Here is a 20,955-nt window from a genome sequence, read left to right on the forward strand (position 1 = left end):
GCGAGAGAGGCGCAGGTATCGCCATTGCGTATAAGTTTTATGATGGCATTGAGAGATATTCAGGATGAGCTGATGTGGTGTGCGATAGCCTCCCCCGGCTCCATCCCGAGAAAGCTAAGGGCCATGCGGGAGAGAGTTAAACGCTACATACTGCCCCAAAAAAGAAAACGGCCCAAAGCAAGGACCGTTCGTATCAATAAAACTCGCTACCCTGTTCGCTCTAAACACCTTAAGTGATAGGTGTTAACTCTATCAGTGGCCTTTTTTGTTTATGCCGCTGTGAAGAAAATCAACAGAAAGCATCGCTGATGAAGCTAAATTGTTATGTACTTTTTCTCTGTTAATGCACCCTGCATTGCTTGTTTAGCCTAAGAAAACTATCATGTCGTCAACACAAAGTTATATTGGCGCAGTATATGGGTGCAACAACAGATCAATCGTTAGTAATTAACAGTGATGGGAACACGCTAGTTTGTGCATTACCTGGTTCGGGCAAGACTTTTGTTTTGATAGCTCTCACGGAAAAATTGTTAGCGCGTGACAAAGATTATTCGGTTCATTTACTGACGTTCACTGATGCAGGCAGAGTAGAACTTACTGAGCGTTTGCATAAAGCACTTTCAACTCGTGATCTAAGCAGAGTAATTGTAAGTACGTTTCATAGCACCGCACTATCAATGACCAAGAAAAAGCTAAACCGCCGTTTACTGATGAACAATGAGCTCTCGCTATTTGTTAAGTCGGTTCTCAATGAAGCGGATCACTTGGATTTAGTGTGCCGAGATAGCGTTAAAGTCCCCGCTTTGCAAAGGCTTTTTGATGAAATGGGACGTAAGCAGAATCACGAAGAAGATTATTCACATACTGATATTGCGCTATATGAGCTTTACAGAAATATGATGAACACTCAAGGTAAGACCGATTTCAACATCATTTGCCAGCTCGCTGTTAGCTGGTTGGCTCAGAATGAAATAGAACCCGTAAGCGCAACGCATATTTTGGTTGATGAATTTCAAGATACAGATGAACTGCAATACCTCTGGCTTAGGGAACACGCCATAAAAGGAAAGAAATTGGTAGTAGTCGGTGATGATGACCAAGCCATTTATTCATTCCGAGGCGGCCAAGGTTACAGTAACATGGTGGCATTCCAGCAGGAGTTTGCCGCGGATGCGTATGTACTAAGAGACTGCTTTAGGTGCAGCAAAGAAGTTTTAAAAAATGCCGGTAAATTGATTACCTACAATAACCCTAATCGTATTGATAAGCCTATGAACGCAGTAAGAGAAGATGTAGGTACTGTTACGATTGTAAAAGCGGGTTCGCTGGATAATCAGCTTGATTTGATATTTAAAGCTATCAGCGAGTCACCCCAAAATTGGGCTGTTATTGCGCGAAACAATATTATGCTAGATGCCGTAGAAGGCATTATTCAGGGCCACAACATCCCGTATAACCGAAAAGGGGGGAAATCCTTTTTTGATGGTGTTGCGCCTTATAGTCTAATTCAGCTTTCAGCCGTGATAACAGGTCGATATGATGAGCAAACTCTGCAAAGAGCATTATCCTCAATCGCATTACCGTCTGCGGAGATCGCGAGTCTTATTCAATCATGTAAGCAAGCAAACTGTACGTTTGGAAATCTTAAAGCCAGTGACATAGGCAATAACCGTGATGCAATAAAACTTCATGCTCTTGCCGAAGCGTGGCAAGACATACCTGCGGGGCAAGAGTACAGTAAACAAAACTACATGGAGAAGGTTGTTAAGTTATTACAATTTCACCTCGATAAGCGCGACATGAAACATGCAGAAGCGATTGGTAAGGTCATAGGTGCTCGCAACTGGGAAAGCCTCGGTGAAAGCATCAAAAAATTAGCCGCATCGCTGGATGGACGCAAGAAACGCAATGATGATACCGAACCAAAGCTAACACTTATCACTATGCACTCATCAAAAGGGCTGCAATTTGATAACGTCTGGATCACTTGCGCGGAGGATGGAGGAATACCCAGTAAAGAGGCTTTAGCCGAAGGTAAAGAAGAAGAAGAACGGCGTCTGCTATACGTTGCTATGACTAGGGCTATCTATAATTTGCATATAAGTTATGCAGTGAGCCCAAGCATGTTCCTATATGAAATTGATGAAGAAAGGGTACATGAACTTGAGTCAAATGAGGTAGGCATAAAGTGAAAGTTTTCCATTTTAATTTTATGCTACATCGACTCAAAATGTGATAATTGGATTACTAATGCGATCAGTACCCTTATGGCTCAAACAGGGAGTGGGATAATTAATTTATTACACACATTGACAATTTAGAGTGAAAACAATATTGTACTGTCAGGAGCTCATTTTCGGTTGAGCAACCTCATCTAACAGTATCGTTATTAACGATCTACTTTTTAGGCCAACATTAATGGTTGGCTGAATGCTAACCTACTTCTCAGTAGGCTTATTTCAGGGTTATGGCGCACACACCTTGCCATAACATCTTGTAGAGGTGGAATTTCTGTCGCCTCAAATCCGCCATCAGTTGCACTAGGAAAGCCATTTTCCTAGTGTTATTGCTATAGCACACCAGAACCTCTCACCCAAACGTCTGAATGCTGAAAATCAGCTTTTCATTTCTCTCGCGAGATCATTTATTTATTGAAATATTCAAATAGATAAATTGGCGTTTGGTTATCGGTGTTGTTCTTGAATTTATTTTTCAATTTATTCATTGAGCAATGAAAATCTCCGTTAGCTTCGGATTTAGATTAAATACAGGATTGCAACCTGCCTAGATATTATTCGGACATCTGAATAAATCACTTACCTTTACCCTTGTTGGCGAATTAACTCCCCAACAGGGAAGATTCGCTTAATTATTTCTGTGAAAACAGTTGTTAGGAGCGAATAATGAATACATCAAATGCAATAATCAAATTACCACCATCTATTGAAAATATTGGTGTCTTTAATAATGAACAGTACAACCAATACATTATCGATCATGTTGTTGACTTCGAAGGAGATAAGAATCAAGAAAAATGTCAAAATTGCGGTCAAGATGCAACCAGACATAATTTCGAGGCTTGTCATTCTGGAAGTGTCAATCAACATTATACTCTGAATTGTGAGCACTGTGGATTTCATAGTTGTGACCAAGACGTGTGTCGTAAATGTGAATATCCGTTTGATGGTGATAAAGCATATAACGAAGGATTCATGTATCAACATGATTTAGAAACCTTGACATTCATTGCTTTGGATAATCTTAATATCGAAGATAATAAAGTATTTGATGACATCAAAATAATGCTTTATCAAGTACACCATGAAATCGATTTTTCTCGGTTTTATTTTACGGATAGCTTGACTCATCGGTTTAATTTTATGAGTTATCTATTAATTGCAATTATGGATAGAAGGTTCGATCTTTGGCTTGATAGTTTAGATGAAACCTTTTAGACCGTAAATAATATAAACGAGTGCGTATCTACAGCGCATTTTATCTTAGTTAGTTATTTTTTAACCTTTTAGGGGTAACGCATTGCCCCTAAATGGGACAGGCTTACCCTTTTTTTATGTCTTAAATGGCAATTGGAGTGAGTTATGGAAGCTATTATATTTTGTGCGATTTTTATCGGTACTCTAAACGTGTATTTCTTAATGATTAGACCTGTACTAGACAGACTAGGTTGGATCTAATTAAGTAAGAGCAAGACATTCTAAAACTTCCTCGGACTGTTTTTAGGGTGTCTTTTCATAACTGTTTGGATAACAGGTGGTTAAGAAAAGACACTCTATTAACAGGAACATATTATGCCTAATTTATCTGCAATATTTTATTCAGACTTTAATCTTTTCGTCACATCATCAGATGTTTGCATGAACGTCAACCCGTCAGAACTAGGGTTTGATACCACGATTGACAAGGGCGAGTTGGCTGAAAGCCTATCTATTTGGGCTCGCGGCCAAAAAATAATAGCGCAGGGTGAATACCTTGCGGTTATCTAGCCGGATAGCTAAAGCCTTTACCCGTTTGGGTTTGGGTCAGCCAATTGGCTCCGGTGCCAATTGGCAAACTAAGCAAAGCTGATTTATATCTTTTTTAAAAGTCATTTTCGCTTAGTTTTCTACTCCGAATCCTTCCAACAACCCGCCACCTTCTCGCTGACTATTCAGTATTCCAACTGCCTACGCAGAATTGGATTTAGGTGTTTGGTTGTTGTTTGGTTATTACGCTCTTACAGAAGAATCTGCTTTGAACGTAATGACCTCCCTCACGGGCGCTTATAAATGCTGCGTTAAGCATTATTTCCTTGTTGTGATTACCCTCCCAACAAGGAGCCGTACTCACGACATTTTTTTAAAATTTGGAGTGGGCTATGGCGATTAAAACTTACGAAACCCGCGAGAAATTGCTGGGCGAAGAAGTTAATACAGATGATAACTACAACTGGAGCGAGGCTCAATGTCGCGCTTTTTGGGATGGTTTGATTTGTGCGAATCTTGAGTTAATACGAGATTCAGTTACAGAAGCAGAAGAAGTTCTTGAATGGGTTTTTTCTGAAAACTTTCATATTGCTTGTCGATATGCAGGTTTAAATGTGGAGTTGTTGAGGGACGGTTTTATATCACTTGTTGATACAACCGCGATTACGAGCGCAAGCCTAAAACACCGCACTGATGTCTGGTTACGCAAACGCTCTAAACAGCAAGAGCAGCTAGTCAATGGTAAAGGTGTTTGGTCAGAAGTTAATTGGGGCAGTTCGCTTCCATTACTTACAGGTACAGCAGCTAAAACGGACGCATGTATAAATCATCGTACTGATGTCTTATATCGCAAACGTAAACGCTCTAAACAGCCTGCGCAGCTAGTCATTGATGAAGGTGTTTGTTCGGAAATTAACTGGGGCGTTACGCTTCCATTAATTTAGGACAATGCTTTATTTAATTTATATAAACCTTGAGGGGTGAACTTTATCCCTCAAGGGGTGGTTCACTCTTTTTTTTTTTAAATACCTTATGGGTATTTTTGGAGTGAGCCATGAAACTTAATACATCAGGAAATATCGCAGCTAGACAAGTAAAACTCGCAGGAATGCAAGGTAAAAACGGGCTTTATCTGTCATTAGACTTTTCGTCTTTTTCGGGCAAGCAGTCAGAGAAATCATCAAAAGTTTTTGATGAAGAAGGTTCTGACGTAACGCAAGTTACCGAAAGGCCACGTAAGTTTTTGGTAGATAAATCCGCTTTAAAATTTGTTAGTAAGTTTTACATGCGAGCAAAGCGCCTGATGGATACAACCGGCATTCCTGTATGGGGCGGCTGGTTAATTCCTGAAACAGAGTTTGATCTGCTTAAAACGCGCTTTGAATTTATTCAAGGTCAGTTCGACAGCGAGGCTAGTGACTTTGTAAAAACGTATGAGCAATTACTTGAAAATCAGTGTGAAGCACACCCCGAAGTAGCTAAATTCATACGCCGGGATGCACCAACATCGAAAGATGTTGAGTCTCGATTTTTCATGTCAATGTCACCACCTATGGCGATAGTCATTGGTTCTATGTCAACTGAAGAATCTGCGAAAGCAGGTGATCAGATAGACAAAAAATTACTGTTTGAATTTTCTGAATTGTCGCAAGACGTACTAAGAAAAATTGGCAGAGGTGATGTGGTTGGTCAAAAAGCGATTAGCTTTTTGTCAGATATGGAAGCGAAGGCCATTAACTTTAGCTTTCTATCAAACACATGGGTTGGACTTGCAGCATGTTTGAACGAAATGCGACATTCGTTTCCGAAAAATGGGAACTTAGATAGCAGCTCACTCGGGCTGTTGCGATTGCTATTAACATCCCTAAGTAACAAAGATGCTTTAGAAACTTTGTTAACGTCTTACGATGAACTTGGGCTTGATGCAATAGTGCCAGCAGAGGTTGTTAGTAACGAACCTAGTGTGTTAGTTGACTGTGAAGTCGCTCAATTACTAGAAGGTTTGCGTGGTACAACTTCGCCATCTAATGATGATGTAGTTACTAAGCAAGCTGAAAAACAAGCCGTTAGCGAAGCTCTTAAAACAGAGTTAGATGCTGCAATGGCTGCATACTTTCTGTAATTAGATTTTTCTATTTACAGCTATTTTAAACCCTTGGGGGTGAGCATTGTCCCCCTTTGGGGCATGACTCACCCTTTTTTATATTAAGTACCTCACGGGTACTATGGAGTGAGTCATGTCTATAAAAGTAAATCACGTAAGCGGTTCAGAGCTTTTCCCATCATCGGCTTTTTTAGCGACTAAGAATCTACCTGTTTTTACGGGTATGTTAAATGTGCCAACTGTTAACCCGAATTATCGAGTTAATGAACGTAATCTTAGGATTGCTTTAGGTTGGTTGTTTGGGAAAAGTCGAAATATGTCATTGGCTTGCTTCGGGGAAACTGGTACAGGAAAGACAGAGTTTGTTGCATTTTTAGCAGCAAAATTAGGACTGTCTTTACATAGAGTTTCTGTGAGTGAGTCAATGAGGCCCGAAACGCTTAAAGGTAACATCGGCATCAAAAACGGTGAAACTGTATTCGAGGAATCCGTAGTAGTAAAAGCCTACCGCGAGGGTGGTATTTTACTGTTGGATGAAATGGATAAAGGTTCATACGACTTGTTAGCTAGTCTGCACCCGATTCTAGAAGGTAAGCCATTAGCGATTGAAAAAACAGGAGAAGTGGTTAATCCTCATCCACTGTTTCGTGTTATAGCCACATGTCAAACCCCCGGCACTGCCGACATGACAGGTCGCTACGGTTCGATTTCAACCGATATGGATGAAGCCGTTAAACGCCGTTTTATTTGGATAGGTTTTGCTTACCCCGAAATTTCTGTCGATACGGAAATACTGGGTGACCTAACTAAACTGCCTTTTAAGATACGTTTGATTATGGCGACCTTTGCAAAAACGGTTCGTGACAGCATGGCAACAGATGCGATGAATGCCGGTGAGTACCACATTCAGAGTGCCCTTTCTACCCGCGTTTTGGTCGATTGGGCAGTGTTGTGGGAAAGCCTTTCTGATTTCACTATGAGAGAAGTGTTTGATGTTGTATTTACAGCAGCGTCAACCGCAGAAGAAAAAACGGCACTTATCGAACTTGGTAAGTTACACATTGGCTCTATGTTCGACATGAACTTAGCTGAGGCCGTAAATAAATAACCCTTGGGGGTGAGTATTATCCCCTTGGGGTAATGCTCACTCCATTTTTTTGTGTCTTACTGACACGACTAGGAGTGAGCTATGTCAACTAATAATCTGCTAGGCCGTAAACAAGAGATTGCTTTTTCTATTCTCGCCAAAGCACTCACCGCAAGGGGGGTTAAAGTGAGTATAGCGGGGGGGAGCTCTTATACGGATGGAAAGCGAATTGTTATAGGTGTTGGAGAATGGGATGTAATGGTTTCCTCACTTCTACATGAAGCAGGGCACTTAAATTACACCGATTTTTCAGCATTTCCAGATGATGATATTTTCAGTACGGTCAACGTTCTTGAGGATATTAGGATTGACTTTTGCAATATTAAGGCATTCCCGGGGGCACTCAATTCGTATCAAATCAGCAGAACCTTTTTGCTTGAGTTTATTGAGCGCCGGACATTTACTAACTGTCTTGACGATATCTTGTTTTACATGTTGTTGGTTGGAAATCTAAAAAATGGGCTTTCAAACTTGAAACCTATAATGAAGAAATTCTGTTGGGTGCCAAGCCATCTAGCTGCGTTATGCGAGCGTTATGCTGGTTTAGCTCAGACGGCCAAGAACACTAAAGAGATTGTCGAGTTAGCAAGAGCTTTTCTAAAAGAGTTATCGAGCCTAGCGAAAGACGATGGCAACGGTGATAGTCAAGACGATGCCAGCGGTGACAGTCAAGACGATGCCAGCGGTGACAGTCAAGACGATGCCAGCGGTGACAGTCAAGACGATGCCAGCGGTGACAGTCAAGACGATGCCAACGGTGACAGTCAAGACGATGCCAACGGTGACAGTCAAGACGATGCCAGCGGTGACAGTCAAGACGGTGCCAACGGTGACAGTCAAGACGGTGCCAACGGTGACAGTCAAGACGATGCCAACGGTGACAGTCAAGACGATGCCAATTGCGAAGCTAGTTCTTCGAAGAAAGGGGGCTCTCCTCGTTTTTCTGATATCGATTTAGATAAGCGTCATTGCAGCATGGATGTAGGTGAGATCTTAGAGCTATATAAATCAACTCAAAGCGATGGTTTATTATTGCCTCCCCCTGCGGAAGTGCTAGGTAATGAAGTTTTAGATTATTATCGGAAACATAGACCGAAGTATAAGTTTCCCGATTCTAATCAGCGTGTTACTGGTGCTATTGCTAACGCTGTCAAAGTCATGTTTCGTCAAAGTAACATGAAACTTAGGGGGGGTGCTCAGTACGGAGAACTAAATGAGGACTACATCGTAGATGCTTATTTAGGTAATCCTGCGGCTAAAACGTATCGCAGAGAAACATCAGCAAACCTTGCTGTTGGTATTCTGTTAGATGCGTCAGGCTCAATGGGTGAACCTATGATAGATAGCTCACCAGCTTACATGGCTTGTCAAGCGGCATTATCTACAGCGTTGGCTTTAGGTAAAGAGAAAGGTGTTAAAACTGGAATAGCTCTCTTTGGCGGTTCCTATTTGATGATGAAAGATTTTCATCAGCCTTTAATGAAAGATTTACCATACGTTGCTCTTGGTGGAACCCATACGGGTAGCGCCATGATGGAATTGGGTAGTTCTTTACTTGTTCAACGAGCTCAAAAGAAAGTGATGTTTATTATTACTGACGGTGAGCCTGAATCCCCACATGACGTTCAGTTAGCTTCTAAGTGGTTGCAACAACATAATATTTTGTTGTTGCCGATCATGTTAGGTAAAGCTAGTGCTGGTTTTGAAGGGGTTGAATTAGTAAATGTTTTAGATATAAAGCATTTGCCAAATCAGCTTATTAAGTTGTTGAAACAAGTAATTTAAATTTTTTTATCCCTAGAGGGGCGAACTTCCCCTCTACGGGAGAAGTGCGCCTTAATAGCGCCTGAGCACACAGATTGAATATCTAAAATTCAACTCTGTGTGTTCGTCCAAGATTCTCTCTAGCAGGGGATCTTCGATGCGCTCTCTACTTTTAGTGTGGATCGAAGATCCCCTGCAATTGGAGTGAGTTATGGACGCAATGCAAAAGATAAGGGCTATTCGTTCTAACGTTAATCCGTTAGATATTTACGCCAAAATCCCTGCTTTAAGCGAGGCTTTATACAAAAAGCCATCGCAAGTATCTGATCCACTAACAGGTGAAGGTACAACAGTATTTAGAATAGCTAACAACGGTTCGACCTATCTCAACGGTATCGGCTATATGGATGTAATTGATACCGTGGCTTATGTCTTGGGTCTGGCAAAAATGGAGGCTTGCGATGAAATTAGTCGTTTAGCCAACCTCAAACTAGACGTAAAGTACGAAGCAAAACCCTTCAAACCCGCTGAATATCATTTGCCAGAGGCTGATGTTATAAAGCGTAAAGCATCATTACGCGCAGTTTGGTCAAAATCGGTTTTAGCAACTGATTCAGATCATGTTAAAGCGTACCTTCAAGGCCGAGGATTGGATATTTCTGATATTCCAAACACATTACGAGGACTGTCTAGTTGTATGTATTTAGAGAACGTAGATGGTCAGCTCGTAAAAAGTTGGCACCCGGCATTGTTAGGAGTTTTCTTTGATAAAAAAGGCACTCCACTAACGTTGCACCGCATTTATTTAACGAAGGACGGCAAGAAAGCGCCAGTCAGTGATGTTAAAAAAATAATGTCGCCACCTGGGGATATGAGGGGCGGTGCAATACGGATTGACTATGACGCTGGTGAGCATTTAGCCGTTGCGGAGGGTATCGAAACGGCTATGGCTGTTAGAGAAATGTCAGGCTTACCCACTTGGGCATGTTATAGCGACTCGTTATTAGAGGCGGTACACATACCAAACACAGTGAAACGTGTCAGTATTTTTGCTGATAAAGACGTTTCAGGTGCAGGGCAAGCAGCGGCAGAAAGACTTCGCAAACGATTAGAATCACTCGGTATAGATGCAAAGGTTTTTATTCCTAAACTTCCAATACCAGAAGGTGCAAAGGGCGTAGATTGGTTAGACGAGTACAATAGCTTTTCAAAAAACACAGCCGCATAAGTGGCTTTATGTGGACCTCTTACGGAGGTCTACCATTATTAAACCCTTGGGGGTGAGTATTGTCCCCTTGGGGCATGACTCACCCTTTTTTGTTTGTGTCTTACGGACACTATTAGGAGTGAGTTATGTCTAGTTTAAAATTGAATAAAACAAATCTTGTCGTTGGTACTTGGAATCGATTAGATCGAGTTGTTGGCGCTTGGGTAACTAATACAAGAAAGATTGTTGCTTACGCTACATTTGAGGGGGTGGAAATAGATTGCCGTCCGGCGGTCCATATCTTTCATCTAGGCTTGTATGAGATTAAGGATGACGGTGATGTTAGGCTGGCGTGTTCGGATGAAGTCAGGCTTAGTGCTAATTTAACTGCGTCTGAGTTCGTTAACGAACTAAGTCTAGTCAATCTCTGCAATTGGGGAACTAGGATTGCGAAAGCAAAACCTACTACCACAAAAGTCTTAACCGCTAATGAAGTGGGGCTTATTGATTTCTGCTATGAAATGGCTATTGCCGTTAAACATTTAGATGATGTGCCACCTTCGCTAACATCAATAGTGAATTGGAATGGCATAGCTTCGTATGGTGAACGTGCAGGCCGGTTCGCTCATGCGTAATCATTTATACCGAACAATCATGTGTTCGTTTGTTGTGTCATAAAGCCTACAAACGTAACACTGGATGTTAATTTTAATCATAGTGATATGACATTTTAGTCAATCACTTAACCCTTGGGTGAGCCAACACCCAAAAGGGTTAGCTCACCCTTTTTTTATGGAGTGAGATATGAATATTAATCAAGTGTTTGAGCTAATGAAACATGAATCAAACCGTCTAAATCTACCAGTAATCCACAAGAGCGATTTGGATACTGATAAAAATGATTTGAAGCGGTATTTAGATGCAGGAATCACCCAGTTTTTGTGGGTAATTCGAGAAGGGGGGACGTTGTTATTTCCGGTAGGTTATGGCATCAACCCACTTCACGCGGAGTTTTGGCACAATGAAGGGTATCCAGTTACCCCCTACATAGTGTCGATGGAAGTTGGTTCTTTAACGCCAATTACCACAAAAAAGATGATTGAAATTGCTAACAAAACACCAGTAGGTGATGTGATGGAAGTTATCAAGCGGGGATGTGAATTAAATTTTTGGGGTGTTTGGCACTCTCCTAAATTTGAGGATTTCCCACAAACAGAGTGGCGAGAATATTTTCAACAAACAGGTAACAAACTGATGGTGAAAATGATTAGCGATAAACTCTAACCCCAAGCCGGTATTGTCTACTGAAAAGTAAACGATACCGGTTTTTTTTACCCATTTTTAATTTTTGCGATAAGTCGTTTTTATTTGTACTCTAGCCTGATTGAACCACTCGTTAAATTTGGCCGTAGATGTATTCATTTTGAAAGTGCGATTGACCTTAAATAAGCGATTAAATGCTAACCCTGTACCAACCTGGGAAGCGGGTAGGCTACATTTGTGAAATCTATTCAAAATATCGTTTATTTCATCGGTTGAGATAGAGCTAGATAACGTTAAATCGCTGTCATTGTCTTTATAAACGGCAATAAACCCTTCAATTTCTTGCTTGGAGTCGATAATGATACTTTCAGGAGTGACACAGGTTGATAAATCATTATTGGCAAAGTGATCACCTCTGTACATTGGCTTAACCAGTAATTTTCCCTGTTTCTGATTATACAGTTTGGCATATCCACGCGCCGTTAATATGGGATATGGCACAGAGTCATTTGGTATAGATACAAGCGCAAGATCTGCTTTCAACGGATGCAAGTTAACACCTTCATCTATGAGCAGTGTAACTAGCTCGCTAAGGTGTGTTCTATTGATACTTTCTGGCACTAGCCCAATAGAGCGTAAATGCACCTCAAGGTAGATTAAACTCGCCTTAATGTCTCCTGCATAGCCTAGTTCAGTAAAGATTGAGTCAAGAACGGGGTTAGTAGTGATGCGCGTTGAAACCGATGCTTCAACTCTAGTTTTACTTTTGTTAACAATCATTAAACACATCCGCGAATCTAGTTTCACAATAGGGAAACTATCTCACATATTTATTTTGTGGCAAATTTCATCCTTCTACTTAATTAATTGACGCGCTTCTCGTCAAGCCTCGTAGCTATCTGATATGGGACAGGTTAAATAATTTTTATTCTTAAAAAATATGTACCCAATTAATGGGTGTGGGGGGTAATATAGCCGCGATTGGGTACATATTAAGTAAGAGCTTTACTAATTAACTACTGATACACATATGAATTTATATCCTATCCCTCTGTATTTATTTATTTTTTCGTGAAAATTTGCCACAAAAAGTATGTGTGGTGTAATCAATCTGTAGCTAGTCAAAATCAACAGAATATTTATAAATATAGAGGAATACATTATGAAAACATGTCTAACGCTAATCGCTGTGTCATTCATTACTTTGTCAGGTTGCAGCTCAAACCCTGTGGCCGATTATGCGGATGCACAAAACGAGCTCATTGAGGCTAAAACGGAGCAGATGAAGGTTTCAGTTAGTAATGCACCTGATTGGTTTTTAAACCCGCCAATGTCTAACAATGATGGTGTTTATGCAACCGCGATGGGTCAGGCAGATAATTTAATGATGGCTCGTAACATTGCTAATTTGAATGCTGAATATGCAATTGCTAAAACTGTGTCGCAAGAAGTGTCTGGACGCGAACGTCAAAATACAGAGGTTCGTAACGGCCGCACTAATCAGAGTAATGATGAAACTATCGTTAAACTCGTGAACAAAGCAAAAGTCGTTGGTTATAACCACGTTAACACTACTGTCCAAGTTGAAAACGGTAAATATGTAGTCTATATGCTGCTTCATTTGCCTTATGAAAAACTGGAACGGATGATTGAGCTAAATGAAAGCAACTTTGAAAAACGATCTAAAGATGCGTACTCCGAGGTAGAGGCAATGGTCGCGCCTAAACAGGTTGTTGGCGTGGCAGTAGTTGAGTGAGGTATCAAGGGCACATCATACTAGGTTTGAGCTGTTGGGGGATCTATGCCCCCTTAGTGAACCAATATCAATCTGAGATAGTTATTGGGCCTCTTAAATGGGTTTTGGCGTTGCCAGTGGTAGCACTTGCATCGTTACTGCCTGACATAGATCACCCAGATTCAAAACTAGGGCGGCGTATAAGGCCAATATCAAACATCATAGCGATATTTTCACATCGAGGCATAACTCATTCATTGTGGGCCGTTATGTTTATGATGTGGCTATTGGTTGGCTATTCTGCCAATTCTGTTATCGCACAGGCATTGATTGTAGGGTATATGAGTCATCTACTAGGTGACGCTGTTACGCCTGCTGGTGTGAGATTATTTTGGCCGTTAGGTCGAGCCCAACGAGTAGGTGTACCACAAGGTATCTTAATGCTCTTGACTGTTTTTTTGTGTTTCAGATGGATGTGAATATATGAGCAGTAGTTCAAAAAATGTTCTGGATTTTAATCTCTTTAGGCACCAACGAGTTTTAAAAAGCGAATTGGTTGCCGAGTATGTGAACAGCGTTACGCCAGATGATGTACGCAATCTAGGATGTATAGTGCTAGGGCAGCTACTATGTAGGGCAGTGTCTGTCCATCAGTATGAATCGCATTTAGAGTATAATGCAGATGATATAATACTAGAGATAGGAGTTAATGCTGATTATTTTTATGAGAAAATTTGGGATGATAACAATCGAGCCACGGAGCTAAAAGTCTCAATTAGCGGTCCATTGCCAGTAATCGCTAATCCCGCAGAGTACCGCGCAACTCTCGCGGTTAAATCACTGCATATTCGAGACTCTGTAAGAGTTAGCGTGATTAACGGGCGAGTAACGTGTTCAACATGTTTAGAATTTTGGGGCGGGGCCAGTGTACAAAAAATCCAGTTCGTTCTGCAATCGTTAGTATCCAGCCTACGGCACGTTAGCGCCCCGATGTAAAAAAGTTCTTTTGTTGGTACGTAACAGTCATGCTAGGTTTGAAATCCGTACCCTTGTTTTGTGACAGGTTAGTATAAATCTGCATAACACGTTGTAGATATTGGATTTTTATACTGCCAGTTTTGGAGTTGTAATGCCCTACAGCCTCCCACACCGATTGACCAATGTTTAACTCAGACATCCGTCTAAGTAAGATGTCTGCCGCAGCCTCAACCCCGGTACACGTATCAAATGCCACATCATTCCAGTTGGGGTATCGCACGGTAAACCAAGGTTCACTGTACTGAATAGTATTTATCTGCCCCACGCCCAAATCAAAGCTCCCGTTTTTATTTTTGACAATAGCCCCGTTACGACCACCTTCTGCTATAAGAATTGAAAGTAGCAAATCAGGGTCTATTGGTTTTCGGGCTTCTTGTATGCAAAATTGCAGCTCCTGTTGGGCTACAGCCTTGCCGTAACTCGCATTTGAATCCGCTATATCTACGATTGCCATATTGCTCATAATTATAGATGTGTGTAATACTGGCATCATAGCACAAGTGAGTGAGCATCAGGCAATGCCTTACGCCGTTACCGAAAAAATCAGCAACATTAAAAAACAAACTTTCGCGAGGTTAACCTCCTTTCATATCCCATTAAACATTGACTACATCAAGGCGAAATTTCAAAAAATAAATAAACATAATCCACTAGGTAGGTTGAGGCTCAAATTTGATCCCTTAGTTTTGTCTGTGGTAGCCGTTTCAGGGCTGGCATACATTACTTACTCAGGGGACGTAGAAAGGTTTATTTTGTGGTACAAACTAGCTTCAAATGCTGAAAATGCGTTACTAGCAGATCCTATCAATATCACTGTGAAATCGCTTAATAAGCTGGCGTCACAACACAAAGCCGCGACTAAAGTCGTTGAGGCTGAGTTCGATGGCGTAACAACGTATCTAGCTGACGATACACGCTTTAAGATAACAATGAGATTTACGGATTATCCTGAATGCTATCTCAGTATCAACGGAGCGATGGAGTCAACAGCAGGTATAATTAAAAATGACAGCACCGCAGAATTAGATTGTTTGTTTTATGATCGACAATCTAGCTTCGGTAAAATTGAGTTAAGCAGTATTGCTATAATGGCAAAGGATAATGATCCTAGTGAAAATAACAAAGTAAACAAATACTTAATAGATAGCAGTTCATTATCAATGGGAAAATTGATGGGCTGGAGTCAGCTAACTCCGGCTGAAAAGATTAAGTGGGGTCGTGATTAAGGAGGGCGGGAATGCTGTTAGTTTTGCATACCAATGATTTATTTCTTGTTTTGAAAAACATTACAACCGAGCGAGTGCCAGGAATATACATCAAGCGTTTTTTGGAGGGTATAGTCTTTCCCGCTACAGTGTATTTAATGGATCGAGGTCGTTTAGTTAAGCTCGATTTAATGGGTAACGATGTTCGTAATTATAAGTCATGCTCGACATATCAACTCGAATGGATGGATATTCATTTCAACCATCAAGATCTGGTCCAATCATACGAGTTTAGTAATACCTAAACCGTAAAATTTGCGTGATTTAAAGACTGTGGCTTAATAGAGATAACAAAATTTTCTCTATTAAGAAGCAGTTATGAAAGCCTCTGAATTTATTAAGCTCGCCCTCGCTAACAATCATCAACTCTCAGTTCCGCAGCTCAATGCAGAACGCGCAAACGTGAAATACCTCATAGGTCAATCAGGCTTTAATTTTCCTGCCGATGAGCTAGAAGCCTATATGTTGGCCGTATTTGCTACCACTGGGTTAACGTGGAGTATTGGCGAAAACCTACTTTATCTATCTCTCGATGATAACGGCCAAATCGAAATCAAACTAACTTACCTAGGTGCGGCTGATTTAGCTTTAGGGTCGGGTGAAATTATAGCATATCAAGCATGGGCTATCCGCGAGGGGGACACTGTAAAGGTCTTGAATGGTGAGTTACCAATAGTGTCTCTTTGCGGCTTGTCACCTAATCGTGGGCCGTTATTGGGTGGTTTAGCGTCAGCCCTATTGCCCTCTGGCGAGTATGTGACTTTCGATATGACGAATGATGAAATAATGTCTGTCGCGGCGAATGGTAGTGAAGTCTGGCAATCAGTTTACGTAGATGAAATGGTTAAGAAGCAAGTTTTATGGCGATTGCTCAATCATGTGGCTATTGAGTCTTTTGAAGGGTTTTATAGTACAGCAATGGGACAGTGCGAAGCGTACCGGCCTATAAAAATCCTAACGAGCCCAGTAAAGGCGAGTAAGTTTATAGCGTCAGGGATTATTGAAAACTCAACTTCTCGCTTTGATTCATTATTAGATTAATTGGAGTAAATAGTATGTCTTACACCCCTACCGATACTGGTTTATATTTACAACAATTAAGTAATGAGTTCCATGCAGCGTACCCGAATAACTGCTTTGCTCAAGTTGAGCTAAACATATTATTTAATCAACTACATAGTATTTTGATTCGCAGTCCTCAACAAATAGGCTCGATTAACCTACACAGTATTTTTGATACAATGACTGAGCTAACATCAGCCGGAATTAGCCTGAATCCAAACCGCAAACAGGCAAGTATTGTGTTAGGGGCTTACTATGATACTGGATGGCTCGGCGTGAACCTATGTATGACTTACAGGGGGTTGCGTGATACCGCAGCTAAAGCAGGAATAATTCGCTCAGCTAGGCCATCAATAGTTTTTGAGCTTGACGATTTTCAATGGATCGACACTTTTACACCACCGCTCCATCAATACGATCCATTCAGCAAAAAACGTGGGCTAATTCGCGGGGCATACTGCGTAGCAGAACTAGCCGGCGGGGGCTTGTGTGTCACCCATTTTGCAATGGACGAATTAATGATGACCTATGAATATCGCCAAGTAGCAAGTCGCGCTTGGGATGAGTTTTTTACAGGAATGTTATTGGCTAAAACGGTCAGGCTATCAGAGAAATTTTGGTCCAATGCGGCATGAAAAGGAGTATTTGATGGAAGCACGAGTCAGACCAACCACGAAAGTAGATACGGCATTAGCTATAGCATTAAAAGGTGAGTTTCAATTGCAAGCATACGTTGACGAACACACCATAAAAATCATGGCAGTTGGGAGTGAAGTATCTGATGAATTAGAGGTAATTAACCGTGATGATGGGGCTATTTGGAATGTAATACAAAGCTGTTTCGCGGTATGGGTACAGCACTTTATATTGCAAGGAGCATACCCAGTGAAAAAAGGTGCATTACCGATACCCGCATCCAGAGTCGATGCAAGGGTGAGTGTGAACCCCCCGGAGTCTAAACATGTGCCAGATAACACTTGGGTATGTGAAGCGGGAACCAGCGAGCCATTTACGCTAGTTAATAACAACGGAAAAGTGAGCGCGTTAACTCTTTACAACTGTGATTCAATCACGATAAGTACCGGGTTGCTGGCGTGGTTTCTAACGCAAGATTTATTCACATCCGCGGTATTTGAAGAAACTCGTGCAGGGTATTTATTGCTGCGTGTTGGCAGTGAAGGGCAAGAGCCCGCATGTCTGGCGTTAACGACCAACAAAAATGAGCGAAAAGCGATTGCTGCTCGGTGCATGTATTTATTGAGGCACTTTCCATCGAAAGAGATCAGAACTCCTTTAATGGGACCATTACCGCAGAATAGCGACATAACTAAAATTCCGTTTGCGTTTGAACTGCTTGATGATGCTATTGAACAACCTAGAACGATATTAGTAAATGGGTCAAAGACACCTGTTTTACCCAATAATTGTGCTGCGAACGTAGCGTATGCACTTGCCGGTCTAAAAAAATCAAGTATAGACACGGTGGATTATCACATCAGTAATGCAGTGTTACTTCGCTGGAAACTGACCACAGAACAGAGTAATGAAAATTGATGGACACCAAACAACTTCAAGAGTTTATGCGCCTGAATCGACCAATGGCATCGAATTTCCCTAAGAAGTTAGCTACCGGCCAAGTGATCAGTGAGCTAAAAATTGACTGCAAATGTGGCTCTGAACTTAAAGATGAATTAGTACGCGGGAGCGTCAATATAGTCGAAAGCAGTTTAATTTATCGGGGCATTGGTATATGTGATAACTGCATGAAAATTTTATGTTTAAATGGGGCTATCGCTATGGTCGATAATGAAATGCAGTTATCAATAAACGATTTTGGTGAGCAAACATTACGGACGCAATGATGAAAATGAATAGAGTCGCATTACTCATACTCGTATGTTCAAACTTTGTGGCCCTAGGTTCAGCACATGCACAATCCAACTATAATCGCGGTGATTACCCGCATTGGAGCGATTTTGATGGCAATGGTCGCAATACGCGGCAAGAGTTATTAACCATGCTTTCGACTATCCCGGTGTCATATAGCTCAAATGGGCGCACTGTGACGCATGGTCGCTGGATTTCGTCATGGACGGGAGATATATATGTGAATCCGAGAGATCTTGAGATTGACCATACTGTTGCGCTCGGATATGCACACGCTCGGGGGGCAAAATACTGGTCACGGGAACAACGTGAAATTTTTGCGAATGATCCGCGCAATCTACAAGCTGTAGAGGGCACTCTGAATCGAAAAAAAGGAGCTGCTGGTATTACGGAGTGGCTACCTCCTAAAAATCAATGTCAGTACATTGCCCGTTTTCATCGGATAATGCTGACGTATAAATTAAGTTATTACGACAAGGAGCGAGTCAAAGTTAATGAGTTAATTAGCAAGTGTTCGCTGTAAGCGTTTTACGTAGTAAAATATTTTATAGAGCAAAAGATACGGATGATATGCGTTAGAGTTATATAGGGGTTAATGGCAGTGCTTAAATTTATTTTATTATCAATTTATTTAGTTTCGACCTTGATAGCTGGGTATGTCAATGCTGAGGTATTGGGTGTAGAGAGTAAGATGCTAGGTTGTCTGCTCGGATTCGCTTACGGAGGATTGGCATATTTCTTAGCAATCAAACCGGCTTGCGAGCTTATCTTTGTCGAAAATAAGGAACATGTATGAATAGCAATCCTCTGATCATCTTATCTGATTCATCATTAACTTTTAGTTACTGGATGGCAGGAATATTACTCATCTATCCAATCATGACGTTAATCGGAAGGTCATTTAGCAATAAAAAATGCCGTATAGCTTTTAATTTGACTGTATTAATAGCTTATTTAGTTGCCTTTATGCTTGCAAATCCTATAGTAACTGACGCTTTAATTTCTGCAATTGTTCTTCCTCTTATGTTTGTTGTTTGTTCAGTAGGTGTGATTATGCTTTCTCTGTATTTCAAAAAAAGATGAATCTAATAAGGTTTTATACGTACATTAAAGGTAGAGATAACAAAGACATGAAATATTCTAGATTAAGACTGAATGAAAGCGGCGAGTCCAAAGAAACTATTTATCAATTACTATACCTCGCCGCAATTACGTCCAGCGATTCCAATACTAACTATAAATTCAACATGTTCGTATCGTTCTGTAGGGCATATTTTACTAATTTGGGGCAGTTATATGTGCTGCAAGACGGGGATAAGACTATCGCATTCTGTTTTGTGTTTGATAAATGGAATGGTCCTACAGGCGCGTATCATATTCACAGCTTGTCAGTATTCAAAAATATGAGAAAAAAGGGGTGCGGACGAACTCTGCTTCAAATTGTGCTGTCAGATTTGAATGGAGAACCAGCCTTTTTAGAATGCCACAAATCGAATGTCGAATTTTTTGAGCGAAATGGTTTTCATATAAACCATGCTAAATCACTCCCTTTGTAGTGGCACACTGAATTTGGCCACCTAATAAGAAATGTTATGATCTCATTCATAGCGAATTTAGGTGACAAAATGAATAAAAGTAAACGTGCACGATATAGCGCAGCGATTAAGCTCGAAACTGCCCAATTAGTCATTGACCAGGGCTATACACAAGAAGCGGCAGCCAAAGCCATGAACGTAGGTAAATCAACGGTCAGTAAGTGGGTAACGCAGCTTCAGGTCGAGCGCAAAGGGCTTGCTCCTAAAGCCTCACCCATGACGCCTGAGCAGATAGAGATTAGGGCACTTAAACGAGAAATTGAGCGGATTAATCTTGAGAAAGAAATCCTAAAAAAGGCTACCGCTCTATTGATGTCGGACTCGCTGAACAATTCTCGATAATCGAGAAACTCAATCAGAGCAATAAATATCCTATTTCAGTGTTATGCCATGCATTTAACGTGAACCGTAGTAGTTACCGTTATTGGGTGAGTCACGAGCATATTGTGACGCCAGAGCAGCGACGTTTAGAATGTGAAGTCAAAGCGATACATACGCAAAGCAACCAGTCCGCTGGTGCGAGAAACATTGCCACTATCGCTTCTGAACGGGGTTTTGCACTAAGTCGTTATCGAGCCACTAGGCTAATGAAAAAGCTAGGATTAGTCAGTTGCCAACAACCGAAACATCACTACAAGAAGGCTGGGAAGGAGCATGTCGCTATCCCCAATATACTCGAACGACAATTTGCAGTGGTTGAACCAAACACCGTTTGGTGTGGCGATGTCACTTACATTTGGGCGGGTAATCGCTGGTGCTATTTAGCGGTTGTACTGGACTTATTTTCCAGAAAAGCGGTGGGTTGGGCGATGTCATTTTCACCAGATACTGAGTTAACAGTGAAAGCACTGGAAATGGCATTTGAATCACGGGGTAAGCCTAAAAACCTGATATTTCACTCTGAC

22 protein-coding genes and 2 pseudogenes are annotated in these 20,955 nt (G+C 41.2%); 22 read left to right on the forward strand and 2 right to left on the reverse strand.

Translation table 11 applies throughout. The features are described 5' to 3' along the window. From L5M11_RS22265 to L5M11_RS22315, 11 genes and pseudogenes are all read left to right on the forward strand, one after another. Nucleotides 1-237 (forward strand): annotated as a pseudogene (locus L5M11_RS22265) (IS4 family transposase); the annotation flags it as partial. A gap of 179 nt (nucleotides 238-416) precedes the next feature. Then, nucleotides 417-2,192, forward strand: a complete 1,776-nt coding sequence (locus tag L5M11_RS22270; RefSeq protein ID WP_263193266.1) for an ATP-dependent helicase — start codon at nucleotides 417-419, stop codon at nucleotides 2,190-2,192. 711 nt (nucleotides 2,193-2,903) lie between these two features. Beyond that, a complete protein-coding gene (locus tag L5M11_RS22275; protein ID WP_263193267.1) occupies nucleotides 2,904-3,455 on the forward strand; it encodes a hypothetical protein in 552 nt (183 codons plus the stop codon). Between the two features lie 354 nt (nucleotides 3,456-3,809). Continuing rightward, nucleotides 3,810-4,004 (forward strand): hypothetical protein, encoded by a 195-nt coding sequence (locus L5M11_RS22280; protein WP_263193269.1) that lies wholly within the window; start codon nucleotides 3,810-3,812, stop codon nucleotides 4,002-4,004. A 371-nt stretch (nucleotides 4,005-4,375) separates the two neighbouring features. Then, nucleotides 4,376-4,927 carry a hypothetical protein gene (locus tag L5M11_RS22285; protein WP_263193270.1) on the forward strand — a complete coding sequence of 184 codons (552 nt, stop codon included), beginning with the start codon at nucleotides 4,376-4,378 and terminating at the stop codon, nucleotides 4,925-4,927. A gap of 110 nt (nucleotides 4,928-5,037) precedes the next feature. Continuing rightward, nucleotides 5,038-6,105, forward strand: a complete 1,068-nt coding sequence (locus L5M11_RS22290; protein ID WP_263193271.1) for a DUF3150 domain-containing protein — start codon at nucleotides 5,038-5,040, stop codon at nucleotides 6,103-6,105. 115 nt (nucleotides 6,106-6,220) lie between these two features. Beyond that, nucleotides 6,221-7,195, forward strand: coding sequence for an AAA family ATPase (locus tag L5M11_RS22295; protein ID WP_263193272.1), 975 nt, complete (start codon nucleotides 6,221-6,223; stop codon nucleotides 7,193-7,195). A gap of 81 nt (nucleotides 7,196-7,276) precedes the next feature. After that, nucleotides 7,277-9,019 (forward strand): vWA domain-containing protein, encoded by a 1,743-nt coding sequence (locus tag L5M11_RS22300; RefSeq protein WP_263193273.1) that lies wholly within the window; start codon nucleotides 7,277-7,279, stop codon nucleotides 9,017-9,019. A gap of 190 nt (nucleotides 9,020-9,209) precedes the next feature. Then, nucleotides 9,210-10,226 carry a toprim domain-containing protein gene (locus L5M11_RS22305; RefSeq protein ID WP_263193274.1) on the forward strand — a complete coding sequence of 339 codons (1,017 nt, stop codon included), beginning with the start codon at nucleotides 9,210-9,212 and terminating at the stop codon, nucleotides 10,224-10,226. Nucleotides 10,227-10,351: 125 nt separating this feature from the next. Beyond that, nucleotides 10,352-10,840, forward strand: a complete 489-nt coding sequence (locus tag L5M11_RS22310; RefSeq protein WP_263193276.1) for a hypothetical protein — start codon at nucleotides 10,352-10,354, stop codon at nucleotides 10,838-10,840. A gap of 169 nt (nucleotides 10,841-11,009) precedes the next feature. Then, the gene (locus tag L5M11_RS22315; RefSeq protein WP_263193277.1) at nucleotides 11,010-11,489 is read left to right on the forward strand and encodes a hypothetical protein; all 480 of its coding nucleotides are present in this window, start codon (nucleotides 11,010-11,012) and stop codon (nucleotides 11,487-11,489) included. Nucleotides 11,490-11,546: 57 nt separating this feature from the next. Here L5M11_RS22315 and L5M11_RS22320 read toward each other — a convergent pair whose 3' ends face one another. Next, nucleotides 11,547-12,248, reverse strand: a complete 702-nt coding sequence (locus L5M11_RS22320; RefSeq protein ID WP_263193279.1) for a hypothetical protein — start codon at nucleotides 12,246-12,248, stop codon at nucleotides 11,547-11,549. A 382-nt stretch (nucleotides 12,249-12,630) separates the two neighbouring features. Here L5M11_RS22320 and L5M11_RS22325 point away from each other — a divergent pair, with 382 nt between their 5' ends. Both L5M11_RS22325 and L5M11_RS22330 read left to right on the forward strand, forming a co-directional pair. After that, nucleotides 12,631-13,224 (forward strand): hypothetical protein, encoded by a 594-nt coding sequence (locus L5M11_RS22325; protein ID WP_263193280.1) that lies wholly within the window; start codon nucleotides 12,631-12,633, stop codon nucleotides 13,222-13,224. Next, nucleotides 13,221-13,682 (forward strand): metal-dependent hydrolase, encoded by a 462-nt coding sequence (locus L5M11_RS22330; protein WP_263193281.1) that lies wholly within the window; start codon nucleotides 13,221-13,223, stop codon nucleotides 13,680-13,682. Before L5M11_RS22325 ends, L5M11_RS22330 begins: the two co-directional genes overlap by 4 nt. A gap of 500 nt (nucleotides 13,683-14,182) precedes the next feature. Here the strand turns inward: L5M11_RS22330 and L5M11_RS22335 are convergent, their stop codons facing one another. Beyond that, nucleotides 14,183-14,695: a lytic transglycosylase domain-containing protein gene (locus L5M11_RS22335; protein WP_263193283.1), complete on the reverse strand. Its 513-nt coding sequence runs from the start codon at nucleotides 14,693-14,695 to the stop codon at nucleotides 14,183-14,185. A gap of 46 nt (nucleotides 14,696-14,741) precedes the next feature. Here L5M11_RS22335 and L5M11_RS22340 point away from each other — a divergent pair, with 46 nt between their 5' ends. The 9 genes and pseudogenes from L5M11_RS22340 to L5M11_RS22380 all read left to right on the forward strand — a co-directional run. Next, nucleotides 14,742-15,467, forward strand: a complete 726-nt coding sequence (locus L5M11_RS22340) for a hypothetical protein (RefSeq protein ID WP_263193284.1) — start codon at nucleotides 14,742-14,744, stop codon at nucleotides 15,465-15,467. A 357-nt stretch (nucleotides 15,468-15,824) separates the two neighbouring features. Then, nucleotides 15,825-16,547, forward strand: a complete 723-nt coding sequence (locus tag L5M11_RS22345; RefSeq protein WP_263193285.1) for a recombinase RecT — start codon at nucleotides 15,825-15,827, stop codon at nucleotides 16,545-16,547. Between the two features lie 14 nt (nucleotides 16,548-16,561). After that, nucleotides 16,562-17,203, forward strand: coding sequence for a recombinase RecT (locus L5M11_RS22350; RefSeq protein ID WP_263193286.1), 642 nt, complete (start codon nucleotides 16,562-16,564; stop codon nucleotides 17,201-17,203). Between the two features lie 13 nt (nucleotides 17,204-17,216). Next, on the forward strand, nucleotides 17,217-18,122 hold the full coding sequence (locus L5M11_RS22355) for a hypothetical protein (protein ID WP_263193287.1): 906 nt from the start codon (nucleotides 17,217-17,219) through the stop codon (nucleotides 18,120-18,122). Next, entirely contained in the window at nucleotides 18,122-18,430 is a 309-nt protein-coding gene (locus tag L5M11_RS22360) for a hypothetical protein (protein ID WP_263193288.1), read from the forward strand. The genes L5M11_RS22355 and L5M11_RS22360 overlap by 1 nt, the downstream gene beginning before the upstream one ends. Next, nucleotides 18,430-18,978 (forward strand): HNH endonuclease family protein, encoded by a 549-nt coding sequence (locus tag L5M11_RS22365; protein ID WP_263193289.1) that lies wholly within the window; start codon nucleotides 18,430-18,432, stop codon nucleotides 18,976-18,978. Before L5M11_RS22360 ends, L5M11_RS22365 begins: the two co-directional genes overlap by 1 nt. Nucleotides 18,979-19,247: 269 nt before the next feature. After that, the gene (locus L5M11_RS22370; RefSeq protein WP_014620416.1) at nucleotides 19,248-19,538 is read left to right on the forward strand and encodes a hypothetical protein; all 291 of its coding nucleotides are present in this window, start codon (nucleotides 19,248-19,250) and stop codon (nucleotides 19,536-19,538) included. A 164-nt stretch (nucleotides 19,539-19,702) separates the two neighbouring features. Then, nucleotides 19,703-20,011, forward strand: a complete 309-nt coding sequence (locus L5M11_RS22375) for a GNAT family N-acetyltransferase (RefSeq protein WP_263193290.1) — start codon at nucleotides 19,703-19,705, stop codon at nucleotides 20,009-20,011. Between the two features lie 69 nt (nucleotides 20,012-20,080). Next, nucleotides 20,081-20,955 (forward strand): annotated as a pseudogene (locus tag L5M11_RS22380) (IS3 family transposase); the annotation flags it as partial.

The sequence above is a fragment of the Shewanella sp. SM87 genome (genome assembly GCF_025653705.1).
Taxonomy (GTDB): domain Bacteria; phylum Pseudomonadota; class Gammaproteobacteria; order Enterobacterales; family Shewanellaceae; genus Shewanella; species Shewanella oncorhynchi.